We start from the raw sequence: 18,866 nt of genomic DNA, 5'->3' as shown, positions 1-18,866 counted from the left end.
AGAAGATTCTTCTATTATATTGAGGTGAACTGGATTGTCTAAAATCATTGCCATAGCTAACCAAAAGGGGGGAGTCGGTAAAACGACGACTTCCGTTAATTTGGGAGCAGGACTTGCCGCGATCGGTAAAAAAGTGCTGCTTATTGATATTGATCCACAAGGGAATACAACTAGCGGAGTAGGAATTAATAAAGCAGATGTGCCTAACTGTATTTATGACGTGTTGATAAATGAAGTGCATCCAAAGGATGCAATTTATCATACGGAGATCGAAAATCTTGACATCATTCCGGCAACGATTCAGTTAGCTGGTGCTGAAATAGAACTTGTTCCGACGATATCTCGGGAAGTACGTTTGAAGAAGTCGCTCCAACTTGTCAAAAATTTATACGATTATATTTTGATTGATTGCCCGCCTTCTTTAGGCATTTTAACAATTAACTCGTTGACAGCGGCAGATTCTGTATTGATTCCAATTCAATGTGAATATTACGCGCTGGAAGGTCTTAGCCAGTTGTTAAATACAGTTCGACTTGTACAAAAACATTTGAACACAACGCTTCAAATCGAAGGTGTATTATTGACGATGTTTGATGCACGTACGAATTTGGGAATTCAAGTTATTGAAGAAGTGAAGAAATATTTTCAACAAAAAGTATATAAGACAGTTATTCCACGGAACGTTCGACTTAGTGAAGCTCCGTCCCACGGTCAATCGATTATTACGTATGATCCGCGCTCCAAGGGTGCAGAAGTTTATTTAGAGTTGGCAAAGGAAGTGGTCTCTTATGAGTAAACGATTGGGCAAAGGTCTGGATGCCTTAATTCCATCGCTTTCTATTCAAGAAGATGACAAGGTGATAGAAATCCCTTTAAGTCAACTTCGAGCCAACCCGTATCAACCGCGAAAGACATTTGATGAGGATGCTATACGGGAATTGGCTGAATCGATTCGCCAACATGGCATAATTCAGCCGATCATTGTTCGCAGTGTGCTTAAAGGTTATGAAATTATAGCAGGTGAACGTCGGTTTAGAGCTTCGCAATTTTGTGGAAACGCGACGATTCCTGCAGTAGTTAGATCATTTTCCGATCAGCAAGTAATGGAAATAGCCTTAATTGAAAATCTGCAGCGTGAAAATCTTAATGCGATGGAAGTAGCAGTGGCTTATCAGGGCCTGATGGATCAGTTCCAGTTGACGCAAGAGGAACTTTCACTTAAAGTAGGGAAATCTCGTTCGCACATTGCAAACTTTTTACGGCTTTTGTCTTTGCCGGAGGATGTGAAGGAATATGTTTCACGTGGAACATTGTCAATGGGACATGCGCGTGCTTTGGTCGGGTTGAAGGATGCAGCAACGATTAAACAGTTAGCCAAGCAGTGTATCGACCACGAATGGAGTGTCCGTGATCTGGAGGATGCCGTTCAACAGTTAGACCGTAAAAAACAGGAAAAACCGAAAACCACGAATAAAAAACGGGATCCATATATTGAGGAAGTGGAAGAGAGTTTACGGGAACGCTATAAAACGACGGTGAAAATTAAGGCCAATAAAGACAAAGGCAAAATCGAGATTAATTACTACAGTCAGCAGGACTTGCAAAGATTGCTCGATATGCTGGGTTAAGCAGGTGATGACATATTCATCTTTTTGACGGGATCGTTGTATGATCCGGATAAAAGAGGGGTATGTCATTCTTGATTGATTTGAACTTTGAGACGAAGCCGAAGGGGGAGAAAGTGTACGGATAAGAAAGCGATCATCTATCTGGATCATGCTGCCACATCCTGGCCAAAACCTCCTGGGGTAGGAGAAGCCATGATGGAAATACTAAACGGACCGGCTGCCAATGCAGGGCGTGGAAATCATAGCATGGCGCTGCAGGCAGGAAGGGTTCTGTTTAGAACACGCTCACAGCTTGCTAAATTGTTTAACATCTCTAATCCAAACAACATTGCTTTTACCTCTAATACGACTTCGGCTCTGAATTTGGCTATAAAAGGTTTTCTGAGGCCTGGAGATCATGTGATTGCAACGATGATTGAACACAATTCGGTAAGAAGGCCACTGGAATACTTGAGAAGAACACAAGGTATCTCTGTGGACTATGCTGCCGTAGATCGAGAAGGAAAGTTAAATCTTGAGGATTTGAAAACGAGGTTTAAACCGACGACTCGCTTAGTGGTTTGTTCTCATAGCTCTAATTTATTAGGGAGCATTTTGCCAATACATGATATTAGTGCGGTAGCGCATGAGCATGGAGCGACTTTGCTGGTGGATGCAGCTCAAACCGCGGGAACATATCCGATTGATGTACAGGATTTAAATATTGATTTGATGGCCTTTCCAGGTCATAAAGGTTTGCTTGGTCCGCAGGGGACTGGTGGGCTATATATTCGGCCAGAGATTGATTTAGAGCCATTGCTGCATGGAGGAACAGGTAGCCAATCAGAGGCTCCAGAACAGCCTGACGTAAGGCCCGATCGATTTGAAGCGGGAACGGCGAATGCGCCTGGAATTGCTGGCCTTGGGGCAGGGGTTTCCTTTGTGCTAAAGCAGGGTGTAGAGTATATTTACCAAAAGGAATGGGAGTTAACCCAGTTTATCATGGAGGAGCTGCAATCGATCGCTGGAATTTCCATCATAGGCCCTTCGTTAGGGGAATCGCGAACTGGCATTGTATCTTTTACTATGGCAGGTCGTGACGCATCAGAAGTAGCATTCGCCTTAGATCGCGATTATGGTATTGCCGTTCGAGCTGGGTATCACTGCACACCTCTTGGCCACCAAACAGCGGGAACGCTGGAGGGTGGGGCCGTAAGAGCGAGTGTGGGATACAATACGACTACCCAGGATGTTGAAGCATTAATCTTTGCCGTAAAAAGCTTGACCAAGTTATATTAGGCATAAGGAGTAGACTGAACATGCAGGAATTGAACGAACTCATCTCTGAACAGTTGGCGTTGATTATCTTTGGATTTTTAATTATATTTCTTTGGCTGCTCATCTGGAATTTTGTCCAAGGAAGCAAGCTGCGGAAGATGAGAAAGAAATACGAGCTTATGATGCAAGACACTGGCATAGACAATCTGGAAGCACTGCTTGTTGATTTAAAGGTCACACAGGAAAAAATTGAGGATGTCCAAGATGATCAACAACAGCAATTAAGGAAGCTGCAAAAGCTCATGCCTAAACAAAAGGCGAAAATCGGCATCAAGCGATATAACGCATTTAACGAAACGGGCAATGATCTTAGCTTCTCCATCGCTTTCATCAATGATGAACAAGACGGTGTAGTCATTACCGGCCTTTATAACCGAGACGGATCCTTTGTATATGCTAAATCCATCTCCAAAGGAGATTCGGCCCATGCACTATCTCCTGAGGAAAGGGAAGCTATTGCTCTCGCCTCGCTAGGGGAATAAGGTTCCGATTCCATTCTTTAATGGCACGATATAAACAACTGGAAATTATTTCCGATAATCTCATGACAAGACTTAAACGGGTGTTTTGCAATACGAAGTATTCCATAAAGCCGCCGACATTGACGATCCCAGTTAGATGGATATCGCCAACCGGCGGTAATTCTTTATTTACGCCTGCTCCAGGACGCAGGGGCCCTTGTACGACTTGAATGGAGCCTACACTGGTAGTTTGCCCAAGGCAAGCATCAATGCTGATGATATATGGGTTTATAAATCGGTCATTAATTTTCTCCAGTGTTTCTTTTAAATTCATCGCATGCACAGGTTCATCCAAGGTACCATAAAGGTGAAAGTGCGGACAGTTGTATTTAGCCAGTGCAGTACCAACCAGAGGTCCTAAACAATCACCGGTGGAGCGATCTGTCCCGATGCAAACGATTATGACATCTTGCCCTGGGGAAACTTTGGCAAAATGCAGCAGTAACCGGTGAATGATGGCTGAATGGATGCCAGGCTCACTGTGAGGGATTTTAAGATAAGGGATTTCGGGTCCTGGGATCGAAGGTTGGATCTGTGACATGGAATCTTCCTTTCTAAACATAGAATCGAATTTGATAGAATTGCTGGCCCCAGTTGCTTCTCGTAGATTTAGTAGATAGTATATGGAAGAAGTGAAAATTCTATACTCGGACTTAAGTCATAACTCTAAAAAAGGGAGGTAAAGCCTATGGATGGATGGTTGGTCATGGCTTTTGATTCGACGCAGCAGGCTTTACGTGCAGAGATGCTGTTGGAGTATGCCGAAGTGGACATTGATTTGTGTCCGACGCCGAAGGAGATTACGGCAGGGTGTGCGTTATCCATTCGTTTTCCGGGGCATGCACTAGGAGCTGTACGTGAAATTATTGTCTCTGAGACAGTAGAAATTCGGGGGATTTACTCGCCAAGTGCGATGGGCTATGATAACATCAAGCTCTAGTCTTTTCTCTAAAGAGGTCTAGAGATTGTCATTATTTTTGCGAAGAAAAGGATGGTATATATATGTTAATGGCGACGGATACAGACAGTGTGTTGCATGCCGCCAATACCTGGAAGGATCGGGTATGGACTTGGTTTACAGATATGAATATGTGGGAACATGTGTTATTATCCGGTATAAAAATTCTGCTGATTTTTGCTTTAACCCGCGTGGTTATTAGATTGGTATACCGAATCATAGACCGGTCCTTGGAACGACGGGAGAAGAGTCGTCTGCAAATGAATCCTCGCCGCATTGTGACGGTAGGGGAGCTGTTAAAAAACATAACGTCGATCACAAGCAATTTTATAATGGTGATGCTCGTTCTGGGGGAGCTTGGGTTTAATGTAGCGCCGCTGCTTGCAGGGGCCAGTGTACTTGGACTTGCGATTGGTTTTGGCGCTCAGAGCTTGGTCAAGGATGTGATTACTGGCTTTTTCATCATTCTAGAGGATCAATTTGCGGTAGGCGACGTCATTCAAACGGGTAATTTGAAAGGAACGGTAGAAATTATCGGGCTCAGATCGACACGCTTGGTAAGCTCGACTGGGGAAGTCCATATTATTCCGAACGGACTGATCACGAATGTGACGAATTTTTCGATAGGGACAGCCCTTGCCGTTGTTGATTTGCCGTTTAGCAATACACGCAAGCTGGAAGACAGCATAGAGCTGCTTCAACATGCGATGGAAAAGCTGAAGGAGAACAGTAAAATTGTTCCTCAGGTGCCTAATGTATTGGGCATACAATCACTAACGGCTAGTGAGTACGTCATCCGCATTGCGGTAGAATGTGTCCCTGGTGTTCGGGCAGACGTTGAGCGTCAAATCCAAACGTACGCCAAAGAGGCGTTGGAGGAGGCTGAAATGGCCGCACTGAAGCTTCCTATTGAATAGTAGGGGGGGAATATCCCCCCTACCTTCCCAAGATGCGTTACAAGGGTAAGTAGAAGGAAAGTCTGCTGAGAGGTACATATGATTCATTAAGAATAGGAGAAGAGATATGGAACGGAAGGAATTTCAATTAGGCGATATCGTCTTGATGAAGAAAAACCACCCGTGCGGTTGTAATGAGATGGAAATTATTCGCATGGGGATGGACATTCGCATCAAATGTGTTGGATGTAAGCATAGTGTGCTTATTCCACGTGCTAAATTTGAAAAGAACATGCGAAAGGTATTGCGGTCTTCGGAAGAGCAGAATGTGGAGGCAAAAGATCAAACTGATATATAAATGTTGAGATAGGACATACCCCAAACGTTGATATATGGGGGCTTTTAGGTTATGATGTGCCACGTTTTGGGTATTGCTGAAGCAAGGTGAGCACCCTCTATTGCAAAGCTTTTGGATTCATGGTACAATCATTCTTGCTTGCTGTGGAGAGGTACCCAAGAGGCCCAAGGGGGTTGACTCGAAATCAATTAGGCGTCGCAAGGCGTGCGTGGGTTCGAATCCCACCCTCTCCGCCATTCAAACTTAACACTTATTTAAGTACATGAACCTTTACGAATCGTCGTAAGGTTTTTTTTATTTTATACAGCAAAAATTAGAAGGACCCTTAACAGGGTCCTTCCTCTGGTTGACGGCATGCTGGATTTTGGAATTCTTTTCTCACAAGCACGAAACGTTCGACATTTGCCTTAGCAAGCACACGCTAGCGAAGAGGGGTCCTCACTAACCTGCGTTCTTAGCTTCTGCAATCGTGGACAAGACTCCTAACGGTTTGTTTCTCGCTGAACCCTCCAACGGAACCACACCTCTCTTGCATCGCCGTCTGAGTGTATTATGCGCAGGATGCCTATTTATATACATCCGTTGCAGCACAATTTTTTTCTTTTAGTGAACACGAGCCTTCTCCGCTTTTTTCCACTTTCGATTTTTGTTCTTGGGTTCAGGGAATATGTCACCCTTGTTCATCGTAATTCGCTGTGGATCCTCGATTTGTGTGTGGAAGCTGCGTGCCTCACCAACCTCAACATAGACGCCGGGATTAGGAGCACGGTCTCCTTCTTCAAATTCCGTTCGTTCACCCATGGGAATAGCCTCCTTTGAGGGAATGTGATTATGATGTACGAAATACGTTCCTATTGTTTGCGGGCGACTGTGGTTTCATGTAAATGAACGGGCTTTACAAATAATGGTCGTGAACGTAAGATGAGTGATAGGAAACTGAAAATTAATTTTGAGTTTCCATTATCAAAGAAGGGGGAGCAGGAATGCAAGAGAGTATTTTAAAAGAGGCTTCTCTATTGATCGGAAAGCACGGATTGCGTAAGTTTTCGCTTGACGACTTGGCCGCGGGGCTCGGCATGAGCAAGAAAACCATATATAAGTATTTTAGCGGTAAGGATGCCATTATTGCTGGGTATTTTGATGAGGTGCTTGGTACGGACCGGGCTAACACCCTAGGGGAGATGCATAAGGCCGTAGGCTGGCGTGACAAGTTTCAGGCGGTCGTTTTTTCATACCACAAATATAAACTCCCCTTACGCGTGATTGAGGAAGCTCATAAGTTTTACATACAGGAATGGGAAAAGGTCGAAGCTTACCGGAAGTTTAAGGTTGGGCTGCTTACCGATCTCTTACACGAGGCTGTAGAGCAGGGGGGCTGCAGACCTACAATTCGTCCGGAAATTTTAATCTATATGATCGAAAAATCGAGCTTTATTATCTACGAGTCCGAGTTCCTCCGTAAGCACGGACTAACGTTAAGACAGGCATGGGAAGAAGTGTATCGGGTTTTAGTAGAGGGTATTTTTGAAAAAAAATGACTGCCTACATGGGAGATGTAGTAAGGATGAACAGGGTACCTCAACAACAAGCGGATCGGTTTACGAAAACGGAGTTCGCTTTACTCGCCATTTTGAGCTTGGCGTTAAGCATTCGGCAAGTGGCTATGACGATGGTTATGCCGTTTATCTCGGTATATTCACAATCATTAAGCGGCTATACGCCGGCTTTGGCTGGTATGGCACTTGGCATTTTTGGCCTGACGCAGGCTTTGTTCCAAATTCCATTTGGCTTATGGAGCGATAAGATCGGCAATAAAAAAGTTGTGCTCGTTGGATTGCTGCAGGTAATCATAGGACTCGTCATGGCTTACTACGCCAGCAGCATCTATTGGCTGATCTTTGCACGAGCACTGCAGGGGAGCGGAGCGGTCATCGCAGTCGTATTCTCATGGATTTCATCTGGGCTGGACGGAAGGCGTCGTCTGCGCGCCATGAGCGTCATGAGCTCCTGTATTGGCCTTGCAGCCGCTTCTTCCTTTGCGTTTGGGCCTTTAGTACACCATGTGCTGCCAGTCAATCAGATGTTTCTCGTATGCGCCTGTATTATCGGGGCGAGTTGGCTGCTTATTTTGACCTTATTAAGGGACAAGAGGGAAGACCAAGCTATAACGGTGCAGGTGTCACAAGTGGATCTGACAGACGGGAGCGGGTTAAAAACATTGTTTCAGGGGCTTCTGCACAACATGTCCTTTGTTAAGTTAAACGCCGCTGCCTTTTTTAATAATTATGTCATGGTTGCCGTCTTTTTTATCGTACCCCAGCAGCTTCAATCGGTCACGGGAATGGATGGGATGTGGAAGGTGTTTATGCCAGCGGTCATTGCCGCTTTGCTAACGCTGAAGCTATCTGGCCGGCTCGCTGCAAAGGGATACCGTTGTGTTTTGATTCAACTGTCATTTTTGGTGTGCGCGGTCGGGCTCGGTATGTTTTATAGACCAACCTTTGGGTTCATCCTGGCAGGGTGTATTTTGTTTATGGTGAGCTATATTGCCGTATCAACGTTTACGCAAACTCTGGTGAATGATATAGCGGATAGCGGCTATCGGGGAACAGTTAATGGCGTATTTAACAGTATACAGTATCTTGGTTCATTTGCCGGTTCACTCATTACAGGGGCTTTGTGGGGAAACAGTCATGTTTTGGCCTTGGGGTTTACCTTGGCAGCTGGTTTGTTGGGGGTGGCTATAATGCATGGAACCTACAGCTTTGAGGCGGATAGCTTTAAGGATGCAATAGAAGGGGGAACTAGGTAAAAAAGTGACGGAAGGTTCGTACTTGCAGTTCATCCGCCAATTTGATATATTAATATGGTGCGAGTTTACGCTCGCTCCTTGCTCCCAAGGTCATGAATTTGGGGGCCATAGTCCAAGAGGAGGTGAATCAGATGCGCAAATATGAAGTGATGTACATTATTCGTCCTGACATTGAACAAGAAGCTGTTCAAGCTACAGTCGACAAATTCCAAGGCATCATCCAAAACGGCGGTGAAGTTACTAAACAAGACGTATTGGGCAAACGCCGGCTTGCGTATGAGATTAACAAAGTTCGTGATGGAATTTACGTGCTCGTAAATTTCACAGCAACTCCTGACGTTGTTGCTGAACTTGAACGGATTTTGAAGATTTCCGACGAGGTTATCCGTTATCTCATTACGAAAGACGTAGCCTAATCTTCAAGTTAGTAAAACATTTGCCTGAAGGAGGGGATTTGATTGTTGAACCGTGTCATTCTGATTGGACGTCTTACCCGAGATCCGGAGCTGCGTTACACACCTTCCGGCGTTGCGGTTACTCAGTTCACGCTTGCTGTGGACAGACCGTTTACTTCGCAGGGCGGAGAGCGCGAAGCGGATTTCATTCCGGTTGTAACCTGGAGACAGCTTGCTGAAACTTGCGCAAATTATTTGCGTAAAGGACGGTTAACGGCTGTGGAAGGACGCATTCAAGTGCGGAACTACGAGAATAACGAAGGAAAACGTGTTTACGTGACTGAAGTTATTGCCGATAACGTCCGTTTCTTGGAATCAAACCGCGAAGGCGGGTCTGGCGGCGGTGGCATGAGAGAGGAAGCTCCATTTGGAGGAGCTGGCGGCGGCAATAGCCAACGCGGCGGAAACTTCTCACGCAGCAATCAAGACGATCCTTTCTCCGACGACGGGAAACCGATCGATATTTCGGATGACGATTTGCCATTTTAATTACGGAAAGGACTGAAAAGCATGAGCTTCAAACAAAGAGAAGGCGGAGACGACAAGAGACCGGCTCGCCGTGGCGGCCGTAACAAACGTCGTAAAGTGTGCTACTTCACTGTGAACAAAATTACTCACATTGACTATAAAGACACTGAGCTGCTGAAGAAATTCATCAGCGAACGCGGTAAAATTTTGCCTCGTCGTGTTACTGGCACTAGCGCGAAATACCAACGCCTTTTGACGATTGCCATCAAACGTGCTCGTCAAATCGCATTGCTTCCTTACACCACCGAGTAATCAATTTTTAAAGAAACAGTCGGATCAAATGATCCGGCTGTTTTTTGTTGGACATTTGTGTCAGTAAATGGGCCATAGATAAAAGTCGAACAATGCCATTTCTAATCGATTTATGTTATTTGCATGTAATGTCAGTTATACTCATGTCATTAAACATTACATTACATTTTATTGAAAGCGTTTAATTAGGAATTAAATGATAGGTATAGGTCATATAATACATAAAAATTAACTTAAAACTTGAATAAAAAAATATTGACGTAACATATTTTTACATGTATTATGAACAAAAATAAAAATGTAATATTTTCCCCTTTCTTCAAAAAGATTTAGTCCATTGTCTTATTAACCATTGGTTATTAACGTGTTGATGCTTTATTCATTACCAAAGGCATAATAAGCTGCTGCAATTCCCTCCTGGGTGATTTACCAAACTCACATCATGAACCGTAAGTGAACCATCTCGATCTAAAATTCTCCTACTACAAGAACATTCAAAAGCTAGCCATGGTTAATAAGGTGGTAAGTAAGGCTCTAATTGGTCTAAGGACGATTTATGTGTCTTATGAAGCAAAGGGGCAGACTTCTGCACTGCAGAAAGTTAATACTTTAAAGGGAGGCAGAAAATAGAGAGGACACAGAAAACACAGAAAACTTACCACGAGTCACTATCAGTGAAGGCTTTGGCTACATAATAAACTCCCAGAATACACAATGAGGATGCTTTGTACAAGTGAGGCCCGAATCGTTAAGCTTCAAAAACTAAGGAGGAAATGATAAATGAGAAAAACAATGTGGGGGTTTTTATCTTTAGTACTAGTGTTCACGCTTATTTTAAGTGCATGCTCCGGTGGGGAAAAGAATAAAAACGCGGAAACTCCAAAGGAAACGAACAGCACCAATAAAACGAAAGAGACTTCGGGAGAAAAACCGAAAGAGGCTGAAAAGTCTACCGCGACGGAGGGGCTAATCGAAGCTGCAGATATGTCGCTTGCGCCGCAGGCTGCTGCAAACCGGAAGGATACGATGATTATCGGAATGACGGATCCTAAGGGGATCTTTAACCCGCTGTTTATGGAAACGACCTATGATTACTATGTGAACTATGCCTTATTCGATTCGTTTATTGCGGTAAAACCGGATGGGACTTACGAGAACAGCTTGGCGGACAAAGTGGATGTCTCGGAAGATGGACTCAAGTATACGTATCATTTGAAACCAGGTATTACGTTTACGGACGGCACGCCGATGACGGTAAAGGATTATTATTTTACGTTGAAAATGTACATGGATAAGAGCTACGACGGACAATCCGATCCGCTGAGCTGGAATATTAAAGGCGCTAAAGAATATAACGAAGGAAAATCCAAGGAAATTTCCGGTGTCAAAATCATTGATGATCAGACGGTAGAAGTTAATTTAACGGAGTTTACAGCGCTAACCCCGGTTGAGCTAGGTGGGGTATATATTTTACCGGAGCATTATTACGGCAAGGAGTATAAGCAGGGCAGCCTTGACGGAGTCAAGAAATTGAACGCAAAACCGTTAGGTAGCGGACAATACAAGCTGGTCAGCTATAGCCCAGGTCAGGAGGTAGTATTTGAAGCAAACGATAAATATTTCCTCGGCGCACCAAAAGTGAAAAACCTGATTTACAAAACGACGACCGATACGACGAATATGCCGATGCTGCAGCAAGGTGAGACCGATATGGAGGAAGGCATTTCCGTTTCGGAGGATAACGTAGAAGCTTTGAAAGAAATGGGCTTTGTAGATATAAATCTGCTCCCGAACAACGGGTACGGCTATATCGCCTTTAATCATAAATTGAAAAAATTCCAGGATGTTAAAGTGCGTCAAGCGCTGACTTATGGGTTAAACCGCAAAGAAATCGTAGAGGGCATTTACGGACCATACGCTAATGTCATCAATATTCCGGAATCCACGGTATCCTGGGCGCATACGGATGAAAACATTGAAAAATACGATTTCGACTTGGAAAAGGCTAAAAGCCTACTTGATGAGGCGGGATGGAAGGTTGGAAAGGACGGAATTCGTGAGAAGGATGGAGAGAAATTCAAAATTAACTTCTCGGCAACGGCTGATAATCCGGTAGTCGATGCGCTGTTACCGATTATGACGCAAAACTATAAAGAATTAGGCATAGATATTGTCGCTGAAACGCTCGACTTCAACGCGGTTATGGATAAATCTAACACAGGAGATTTCGAAATGTACTTTGCGGCTTGGGGCTTGACGCCAGATCCAGACAATACCGTATACATTACGAAGGGTTCACAAAACGATTATGGCTACTCCAATCCTAAAGTCGATGAATTAATGGCTAAAGGCAAGAAAACGATGGAAGTTGAACAACGTAAACAAATTTATAAAGAAATGTACCAAGAAATGAATAAGGATTTGCCGGTTATCTTTATGTACCAAAGAAAAAATATGCTCGCCATCAACGGTCGTCTAGACGGGTTCGATATTTCCCCTTATAAAGATTTTCCGTTCAGCTTGTACCAAGTGCAAGTCGCACAATAATTTAAGCTGAAATGATAGGTAAATGTACCCGGCTGTTGAGCCGGGTACACCTGCATTCTTAATCAGGGGGAATTCGATGAGAACGTATATTATCCGAAGACTGCTGCAAATGATCCCCACTTTGATCGGTATTTCCATTATCGTATATGCGATTTCCGCCATGATTCCAGGGGATTACATCACAGCTCTGAACAACCCGAACATGACACAAGAGCGGGCCGATCAGCTTAGAGCGATTTATGGTCTGGATCAACCGGAATACTTACGATATTTTACCTGGGTCAAAAGCATGCTGATGGGAGACATGGGGGATTCATTTCAGCATAAAAAGCCTGTCATGGCCGTGGTTAACGATTACGTATGGAACTCCTTTATAATCGCATTTGCCGTACTTATTCTAAGCTGGACGATCGCGGTGTTTACGGGGGTTTTTTCAGCTAAATTTCAGTACTCCTTCTTTGATAAAGTCATCACTTTAATTGTTTTTATCTGTATGTCATTACCATCGTTTTTTATAGGTCTACTCCTTATTCGTTTTTTTGCGCTGATACTGGGTTGGTTCCCGGTAGGCGGGATGGTGGATGCAGGCTCGAAAGCGATGGGATGGGATCATATTGTTGATGTACTTAGGCACAGCTTCCTTCCGATCTTAGTGCTGACCATGCTTAGTACTGGAAGCTTGACTCGCTATTTCCGAACCAGCATGTTAGAAGTGATTCGTCAGGATTATATTCGAACAGCTCGTGCCAAAGGGCTTAAGGAGAGAACGGTAATTTTCAAGCACGCCTTGCGAAACGCAATGATACCAGCTATTACTTTACTTGGCTTTGAACTACCGGCTCTTTTCAGCGGTGCGATAATTACGGAGAAAATTTTTGCGTGGCCTGGGGTCGGTCATATCTACCTGAATGCCATTACTATGCGCGACTATCCGTTTATGCTGGGATTTACCGTGATTTTGGCAGTGCTGACCCTGCTGGGGAACCTGCTGTCGGATGTTTTGTACGGCCTAGCTGATCCGCGAATTCGCTTAAAATAGGGGGGATAATATTGGCCACTGAAATCTCAATGATGAAAAAAAATACAGCTGCTTCGGCCATAGTACCCGAGTCGCCTTGGCGAATGGCGATGCGGCGGTTTGGTCGTAACAAACTGGCTTTAGGCGGACTGTTGATTTTGCTGGTCATGTTTCTGGCATGCTTTATCGGTCCATTTTTGTCACCTTATCAACTATACGATTATTCGATAGCCAACAAAAATTTGCCGCCTTCATCCAGCCACTGGTTTGGCACCGATAAACTAGGACGTGATATTTTGCTGCGCGTCATGCTAGCCGGGAGAATTTCGCTTTTGGTGGGAATTGTAGCTACGGTCATTACAGTGATTATTGGCGGAATACTCGGGGCTTTGGCTGGCTTTTATCGCAAAAGCGTTGACAGTATAATTATGCGGGTTACTGATATATTTATGTCTCTTCCGACGCTGCCGATTTTAATTATTCTCGGTGCGGTGATGTCAGATTTGAAGGTACCTCCCGATACGCGTATTTACTATTTGATGCTGATCATTGGTCTGCTGAGTTGGACGACGCTAGCGAGGCTTGTACGCGGACAAATATTAACCTTGCGAGAACAGGAATTTATGGTAGCTACGGATGCACTGGGTTTAAAGGATCGCCGAAAAATATTCCGTCACCTGCTACCAAACACGATTCCAATCATTATTGTAACAGCAACCTTAAGCGTTGCCGGCGCAATATTGTATGAATCGTCAATGAGTTTTCTCGGGCTTGGCGTGATACCGCCAACGCCGTCTTGGGGCAACTTGATTTCCGACGCCAACAATTTGATCGATTTTCGCAAGCGCCCATGGCTGTGGATTCCGCCGGGCATGTGTATTTTGATTACGACTGTAGCGATTAATCTGATTGGCGATGGGCTGCGCGACGCTTTTGATCCCAAGATGAAGAGATAAAACTCGGGACACGAATAAGGAGATGCGACTATGTCTAAAAATCTTGTGGAATTCCGCAATTTGGAAACCCATTTTCATACTTCGGCAGGTGTAGTGAAAGCCGTTGATAAAGTTAGCTTCTCGATCCGTGAAGGAGAGACGATAGGCGTCGTTGGAGAGTCCGGCTGCGGGAAGAGTGTGACTGCGATGTCACTCATGCAGCTGGTTGAGGCTCCGCACGGCGTTATCGCCGGGGGAGAGATATTCTACCAGGAAAAAGACCTGCTAAAGTTAAGCAAACGCGAAATGGGGCGTATTCGGGGGAAGGAAATCTCGATCATTTTCCAAGAGCCAATGTCATCCTTAAACCCGGTTCTAACGATTGGAGATCAAATCACCGAGCCACTAAAGATGCACTTGCTGTTAGATCGTAAAGAGGCCAAGAAGCGGGCGATCGAACTCATTAATCTGGTCGGGATTCCGCGGGCCGAGAAGATTTTCGATTCCTATCCGCATGAGCTTAGCGGCGGGATGCGTCAGCGGGTCATGATTGCCATCGCCCTAAGCTGTGATCCCAAGCTGCTGATTGCCGATGAGCCAACGACGGCGCTTGATGTAACGATACAGGCGCAAATTCTTGATTTGATGCGCGAGATCAAAAAGAAGCTTAATACGGCAATTATGCTTATTACGCACGATCTTGGAGTTGTGGCGGAAATGGCCGATTATGTTGTCGTCATGTATGCAGGCAAGATTATCGAGGAAGCTCCGGTGCATGAACTATTTAAGAATCCCCAGCATCCGTATACTAAGGGATTGCTAAAGGCAAAGCCGGTGATCGGACAAAACCAGGAGCGGTTGTATTCCATTCCAGGTCAGGTACCTAACCCGATTGAACTTGGGGATAACTGCCATTTCCACGATCGCTGCGAATTTTGCATGGATATTTGCCGGCAGAAGCAGCCGGAGTTTCGTTCCCATGGTAACAAGTTACATAAGACTGCATGCTGGCTGTATGAGGAAGCGAGGGGAGTCTAATGGGTGCGTTAATCGAAGTAGAGGGCCTCAAAAAGTATTTTCCCATTACAGGAGGCGTATTTCAGCGGACGGTCGGATACGTAAAAGCTGTAGACGATGTATCTTTTCAAATTGAACGAGGGGAATCCTTTGGTTTGGTTGGAGAGTCTGGATGCGGCAAGAGTACGATCGGACGGACGCTGCTGCGGCTTCATGATAAGACAAGTGGGCGGGTGACTTATAAGGGCCAAGAAATATATGAATTGTCTAAGGAGGATCTGCGTCGTCTGAGGCCAAAAATGCAAATTGTATTTCAGGATCCGTTTAGTTCTTTGAACCCACGCATCAAAGTAGGGGATGCTATCGGAGAAGCCCTGTATGATCATGGACTGACTGATCGGAAGGAAGTAAAGAAGCGGGTCATCGAAACGATGCAAATTTGCGGCTTGGCCAGCTATCACTACGATCGTTACCCGCATGAGTTCTCTGGCGGACAGCGGCAACGGATCGGTATTGCTCGTGCTCTAATCATGAATCCGGATTTTATCGTTGCCGATGAGCCGGTTTCCGCGCTCGATGTTTCGATTCAAGCACAGATCATTAATTTGCTGAGTGACTTAAGACGGGACAAACAAATTACATATTTGTTCATTTCCCATGATCTAAGTGTTGTGGAGCATTTATGTGACAGGGTTGGCGTGATGTACCTGGGCTCTATGGTCGAGATGACTAGCAAGGAGGAGTTATTCCGAAATCCTTTGCATCCTTATACCAAAGCCTTGATGTCAGCCATTCCGATCCCCGACCCAACCTTGAAAAGAGAGCGGATTGTACTTCAAGGGGATATCCCGAGTCCGGCCAATCCTCCTTCAGGGTGCAAGTTTCATACACGTTGTCCCATCGCTTCAGATATCTGTAAGCAGCAAGTGCCGGAGTATCGAAACGTAGGCGATAACCATTTTGTTTCTTGCCATTTTGTTTAATAATAGATGGATACGGGGATGAATCATCCCCAATAACATAGTGTATTCATGAAACAGTCGGACTTAAAAACCGGCTGTTTTTTTCGCCAAAAACGAGATATATCAAAAGAATGTGATAAAAATGCAGCATTTCGACGGTAATCATCACAATAATACAAAGTTTCAGTCGAAAAGTATAAAATTATTGCTAAATATATCCATAAATATTCACTGTATAGGGACGTCCAAGTCATAAAACATGACATCAAAAAAGGTGTAAGCGATTTATATTGTAAATAGTCTGTTCTTTTTTTCATTTCCTGAAAAAAAGTGAACTTTATCACGCTTAAAAATGTATTGACGTGAGATATTTTCACATGTATTATGTACAATAATTCAATTGGAATTTTCACCCTTTCCTAGAGGACCCGCTTAAAGCATTATTAACCGTTGGTTTATATTTTTTCTTCATGAAATTCAATTTTTAGTGAATGATTATGCAATTTCATGTCGATAAATTTTCTATTTCCAACCAGTGGTAATTATGATTATCCCTCATGATTTTTTCTGGGGTTAAGAGTTGTCGCTTAAGGTTAGTCCTTTGAGAAAGGGTAGAAAATTTTTCTGGAATTCCGAGTCATAGCGTGACATTTTCGTGCTTTACCGGAGTCCAGAACGTATCTAGAAAACAGGAGCAGTGCTACAGTACATGTTGTCTGTATTAAAGGGGGCGTCAGTTACCAGAGTCTTACTAGACTGACCGGTGCAATTGTATTTCTAGTTATGAAACTACATATTTATGAGGAGGAGTCAAGAAATGATGGTAAGGAAAAGAAAACTGTGGTCCATCTTGCTGATTTTATCGCTGGTCGGAATTTTATTTGCTGGTTGCAGCACCAACGATTCCGCTTCCACGAAAACAACTCCATCGAACTCAGGTACTGACAGCACGAAAACGAATGCCGAAGCAACAGCCGGTCAACCGGTTGACGGCGGCACACTGACAATGAGCTCATTTTCTGACATCGTAAACATTAACCCAATCTTTATTAACGATACTTCCTCTGGCGACTTGGAACAATTCTTGTTCGCTAAGCTGTATGATTTGAACCGCAACGGTGACGTAACTGCTGAACCATGGTCCCTCGCTGCTGAGGCTCCGAAAATTTCGGAGGACGGCAAGACCTACACTGTGAAATTGAAAGATTCGGCTAAATGGAGTGACGGTCAACCGGTCACTGCGGATGACATTATCTTTACAATTAATACAATTCGCAACCCGGAAGCCGGGGCTCCTGGGATCAGCCTTTATGATAAAGTAGATAAAATCGAGAAAGTCGACGATAAGACGGTTAACATTAAACTGAAACAAGTTCATGCTCCTTTCCAATACGCGCTCGTAGCGGAAATGGTCCCGGCTCATGTATTGAAAGACGTTCCAGTTAAAGAGCTGCAAAAGAATGCATTTGGTACAGATCCTGCTAAGACGGTAACGAGCGGTCCTTGGAAATGGACTTCATGGAAACAAGGAGACAGCCACGTACTGGATACAAACCCTAATTATTGGGGCGAAGTCAAACCACACATTTCGCAAATTATCTACAAAATTTACGCCGATCAAAATACGGAAGTTCAAGCGCTGCTGAAAGGCGATACAGACCACATCAGTGCTATTCCGGTAACGCAAGTAAAAGCTGTTGAAGCCAAAGGCGAAATCAATATTATTGAAAAACCGGGTGCTCAATACGAATATTTGCAATTCAACTTTAACAAGAAAAACTTCCCGGATAATTATGGATTGTTTGATGGTCAAAAAACAAGACAGGCACTTGCTTATGCAATTAATCGTCAAGGATTGGTTGATAACGTTCTGAAGGGCGTCGGCAAAATTATGAACGCTCCGTTCCTGCCGGATACTTGGGCAGACCCGAAAGAAGCTGCAGTGAACTATGAATATAGTGCTGATAAAGCTAAGCAACTGCTTGCTGAAGATGGATGGGTTGCTGGTAAAGACGGCATCCTTGAAAAAGACGGACATCGCTTCTCCTTTGAACTGCAATACAATGCAGGTAACAGCCGCCGCGAACAAGTAGCCGCAGTTATTCAGCAAAACCTGAAAGATGTAGGTATTGAAGTTAAGCCAAAAGCAATCGACTTTGCTGCTTGGATTGATCAAAACGTTACTCCTGGTAAGTACCAAGCCCTCTTGCTGGCATGGTCCTTGAATACACCGGATCCGGATTCGGAGAGCGTCTTCTCTTCCAAGTACTTCCCGCCGAATGGTCAAAACAGCGGCTGGTATAAAAATGAGAAACTCGACAAATTGTGGGTAGATGGTTATTCCACAGTCGATCAAGAAAAACGTAAAGAAATCTACAAAGAAGTAGCAAAAGAGATTTCCACTGACCTGCCTTACGTATTCCTTTATCAATACGGTCAAGCGATCGGTACGGGGCCAAGAGTTCATTGGGCTGATGAAGATAAGCCGGAGCCATCAATTGGTTACGGGCAATACTTCCATATTATTAAATGGTGGGTAGCCGATAAGTAAGTAACGGATACAGGAAAATAGAATCGCCAGAGGGGAAAGAGAGTATTCTCTTTCTCCTTATTCCTTTGAGTAAAACAATACTGGCGATTGTATACCTAGCTAACAGTAGGA

General features: G+C 44.3%; 20 protein-coding genes and 1 tRNA gene. 19 read left to right on the top strand and 2 right to left on the bottom strand.

Going from position 1 to position 18,866, the window contains the following annotated elements:
• Positions 1 to 34 precede the first annotated feature (34 nt).
• The 4 genes from ACFQ3W_RS09750 (at position 35) to ACFQ3W_RS09735 (ending at position 3,427) form a co-directional block, all read left to right on the top strand.
• A complete protein-coding gene (locus ACFQ3W_RS09750; protein WP_379319028.1) occupies positions 35 to 796 on the top strand; it encodes a ParA family protein in 762 nt (253 codons plus the stop codon).
• Positions 789 to 1,628, top strand: a complete 840-nt coding sequence (locus ACFQ3W_RS09745; RefSeq protein WP_379319027.1) for a ParB/RepB/Spo0J family partition protein — start codon at positions 789 to 791, stop codon at positions 1,626 to 1,628. Before ACFQ3W_RS09750 ends, ACFQ3W_RS09745 begins: the two co-directional genes overlap by 8 nt.
• An 87-nt stretch (positions 1,629 to 1,715) precedes the next feature.
• Positions 1,716 to 2,906, top strand: coding sequence for an aminotransferase class V-fold PLP-dependent enzyme (locus ACFQ3W_RS09740; protein ID WP_379319026.1), 1,191 nt, complete (start codon positions 1,716 to 1,718; stop codon positions 2,904 to 2,906).
• Positions 2,907 to 2,926: 20 nt separating this feature from the next.
• Complete coding sequence (locus tag ACFQ3W_RS09735; protein ID WP_379319025.1) at positions 2,927 to 3,427, top strand: DUF4446 family protein; 501 nt, start codon at positions 2,927 to 2,929, stop codon at positions 3,425 to 3,427.
• On the opposite strand, the gene yyaC is transcribed toward ACFQ3W_RS09735, so the two are convergent.
• A complete protein-coding gene (gene yyaC / locus ACFQ3W_RS09730) occupies positions 3,399 to 4,007 on the bottom strand; it encodes a spore protease YyaC (protein WP_379319024.1) in 609 nt (202 codons plus the stop codon). The two genes, ACFQ3W_RS09735 and yyaC, sit on opposite strands and share 29 nt — an antisense overlap.
• 147 nt (positions 4,008 to 4,154) lie before the next feature.
• Here yyaC and ACFQ3W_RS09725 point away from each other — a divergent pair, with 147 nt between their 5' ends.
• From ACFQ3W_RS09725 to ACFQ3W_RS09710, 4 genes are all read left to right on the top strand, one after another.
• Positions 4,155 to 4,406, top strand: a complete 252-nt coding sequence (locus tag ACFQ3W_RS09725; RefSeq protein ID WP_379319023.1) for a DUF3343 domain-containing protein — start codon at positions 4,155 to 4,157, stop codon at positions 4,404 to 4,406.
• Between the two features lie 62 nt (positions 4,407 to 4,468).
• Entirely contained in the window at positions 4,469 to 5,341 is an 873-nt protein-coding gene (locus tag ACFQ3W_RS09720) for a mechanosensitive ion channel family protein (RefSeq protein WP_379319022.1), read from the top strand.
• Positions 5,342 to 5,447: 106 nt separating this feature from the next.
• On the top strand, positions 5,448 to 5,678 hold the full coding sequence (locus tag ACFQ3W_RS09715) for a DUF951 domain-containing protein (protein WP_379319021.1): 231 nt from the start codon (positions 5,448 to 5,450) through the stop codon (positions 5,676 to 5,678).
• Positions 5,679 to 5,823: 145 nt separating this feature from the next.
• Positions 5,824 to 5,914: transfer RNA gene (locus ACFQ3W_RS09710), tRNA-Ser, on the top strand.
• Between the two features lie 367 nt (positions 5,915 to 6,281).
• On the opposite strand, the gene ACFQ3W_RS09705 is transcribed toward ACFQ3W_RS09710, so the two are convergent.
• On the bottom strand, positions 6,282 to 6,479 hold the full coding sequence (locus ACFQ3W_RS09705) for a YjzC family protein (protein WP_379319020.1): 198 nt from the start codon (positions 6,477 to 6,479) through the stop codon (positions 6,282 to 6,284).
• Between the two features lie 182 nt (positions 6,480 to 6,661).
• Between ACFQ3W_RS09705 and ACFQ3W_RS09700 the strand changes: the two genes are divergently transcribed.
• From ACFQ3W_RS09700 to ACFQ3W_RS09650, 11 genes are all read left to right on the top strand, one after another.
• Positions 6,662 to 7,216: a TetR/AcrR family transcriptional regulator gene (locus ACFQ3W_RS09700; RefSeq protein WP_379319019.1), complete on the top strand. Its 555-nt coding sequence runs from the start codon at positions 6,662 to 6,664 to the stop codon at positions 7,214 to 7,216.
• A gap of 26 nt (positions 7,217 to 7,242) precedes the next feature.
• Positions 7,243 to 8,490, top strand: a complete 1,248-nt coding sequence (locus tag ACFQ3W_RS09695) for an MFS transporter (RefSeq protein WP_379319018.1) — start codon at positions 7,243 to 7,245, stop codon at positions 8,488 to 8,490.
• A 131-nt stretch (positions 8,491 to 8,621) separates the two neighbouring features.
• Complete coding sequence (gene rpsF, locus ACFQ3W_RS09690; protein ID WP_379319017.1) at positions 8,622 to 8,906, top strand: 30S ribosomal protein S6; 285 nt, start codon at positions 8,622 to 8,624, stop codon at positions 8,904 to 8,906.
• A gap of 42 nt (positions 8,907 to 8,948) precedes the next feature.
• Positions 8,949 to 9,434, top strand: coding sequence for a single-stranded DNA-binding protein (ssb, locus tag ACFQ3W_RS09685; RefSeq protein ID WP_379319016.1), 486 nt, complete (start codon positions 8,949 to 8,951; stop codon positions 9,432 to 9,434).
• A gap of 21 nt (positions 9,435 to 9,455) precedes the next feature.
• Positions 9,456 to 9,725 carry a 30S ribosomal protein S18 gene (rpsR, locus tag ACFQ3W_RS09680; RefSeq protein ID WP_379319015.1) on the top strand — a complete coding sequence of 90 codons (270 nt, stop codon included), beginning with the start codon at positions 9,456 to 9,458 and terminating at the stop codon, positions 9,723 to 9,725.
• A 780-nt stretch (positions 9,726 to 10,505) separates the two neighbouring features.
• Positions 10,506 to 12,272 (top strand): ABC transporter substrate-binding protein, encoded by a 1,767-nt coding sequence (locus ACFQ3W_RS09675; protein WP_379319014.1) that lies wholly within the window; start codon positions 10,506 to 10,508, stop codon positions 12,270 to 12,272.
• A 76-nt stretch (positions 12,273 to 12,348) separates the two neighbouring features.
• A complete protein-coding gene (locus ACFQ3W_RS09670; protein ID WP_379319013.1) occupies positions 12,349 to 13,311 on the top strand; it encodes an ABC transporter permease in 963 nt (320 codons plus the stop codon).
• A 29-nt stretch (positions 13,312 to 13,340) separates the two neighbouring features.
• Positions 13,341 to 14,246: an oligopeptide ABC transporter permease gene (gene opp4C, locus ACFQ3W_RS09665; protein WP_379319012.1), complete on the top strand. Its 906-nt coding sequence runs from the start codon at positions 13,341 to 13,343 to the stop codon at positions 14,244 to 14,246.
• A gap of 30 nt (positions 14,247 to 14,276) precedes the next feature.
• Positions 14,277 to 15,263 carry an ABC transporter ATP-binding protein gene (locus tag ACFQ3W_RS09660; protein WP_379319011.1) on the top strand — a complete coding sequence of 329 codons (987 nt, stop codon included), beginning with the start codon at positions 14,277 to 14,279 and terminating at the stop codon, positions 15,261 to 15,263.
• Positions 15,263 to 16,225 (top strand): ABC transporter ATP-binding protein, encoded by a 963-nt coding sequence (locus tag ACFQ3W_RS09655; protein WP_379319010.1) that lies wholly within the window; start codon positions 15,263 to 15,265, stop codon positions 16,223 to 16,225. Before ACFQ3W_RS09660 ends, ACFQ3W_RS09655 begins: the two co-directional genes overlap by 1 nt.
• A 799-nt stretch (positions 16,226 to 17,024) precedes the next feature.
• Positions 17,025 to 18,755 (top strand): peptide-binding protein, encoded by a 1,731-nt coding sequence (locus tag ACFQ3W_RS09650; protein WP_379319065.1) that lies wholly within the window; start codon positions 17,025 to 17,027, stop codon positions 18,753 to 18,755.
• Positions 18,756 to 18,866: the final 111 nt, after the last annotated feature.

Source organism: Paenibacillus puldeungensis, from assembly GCF_042678945.1.
Classification (GTDB): domain Bacteria; phylum Bacillota; class Bacilli; order Paenibacillales; family Paenibacillaceae; genus Fontibacillus; species Fontibacillus puldeungensis.
Note: the sequence above shows the minus strand (reverse complement) of the source record. Positions and strands in the feature narration are given on the sequence as shown.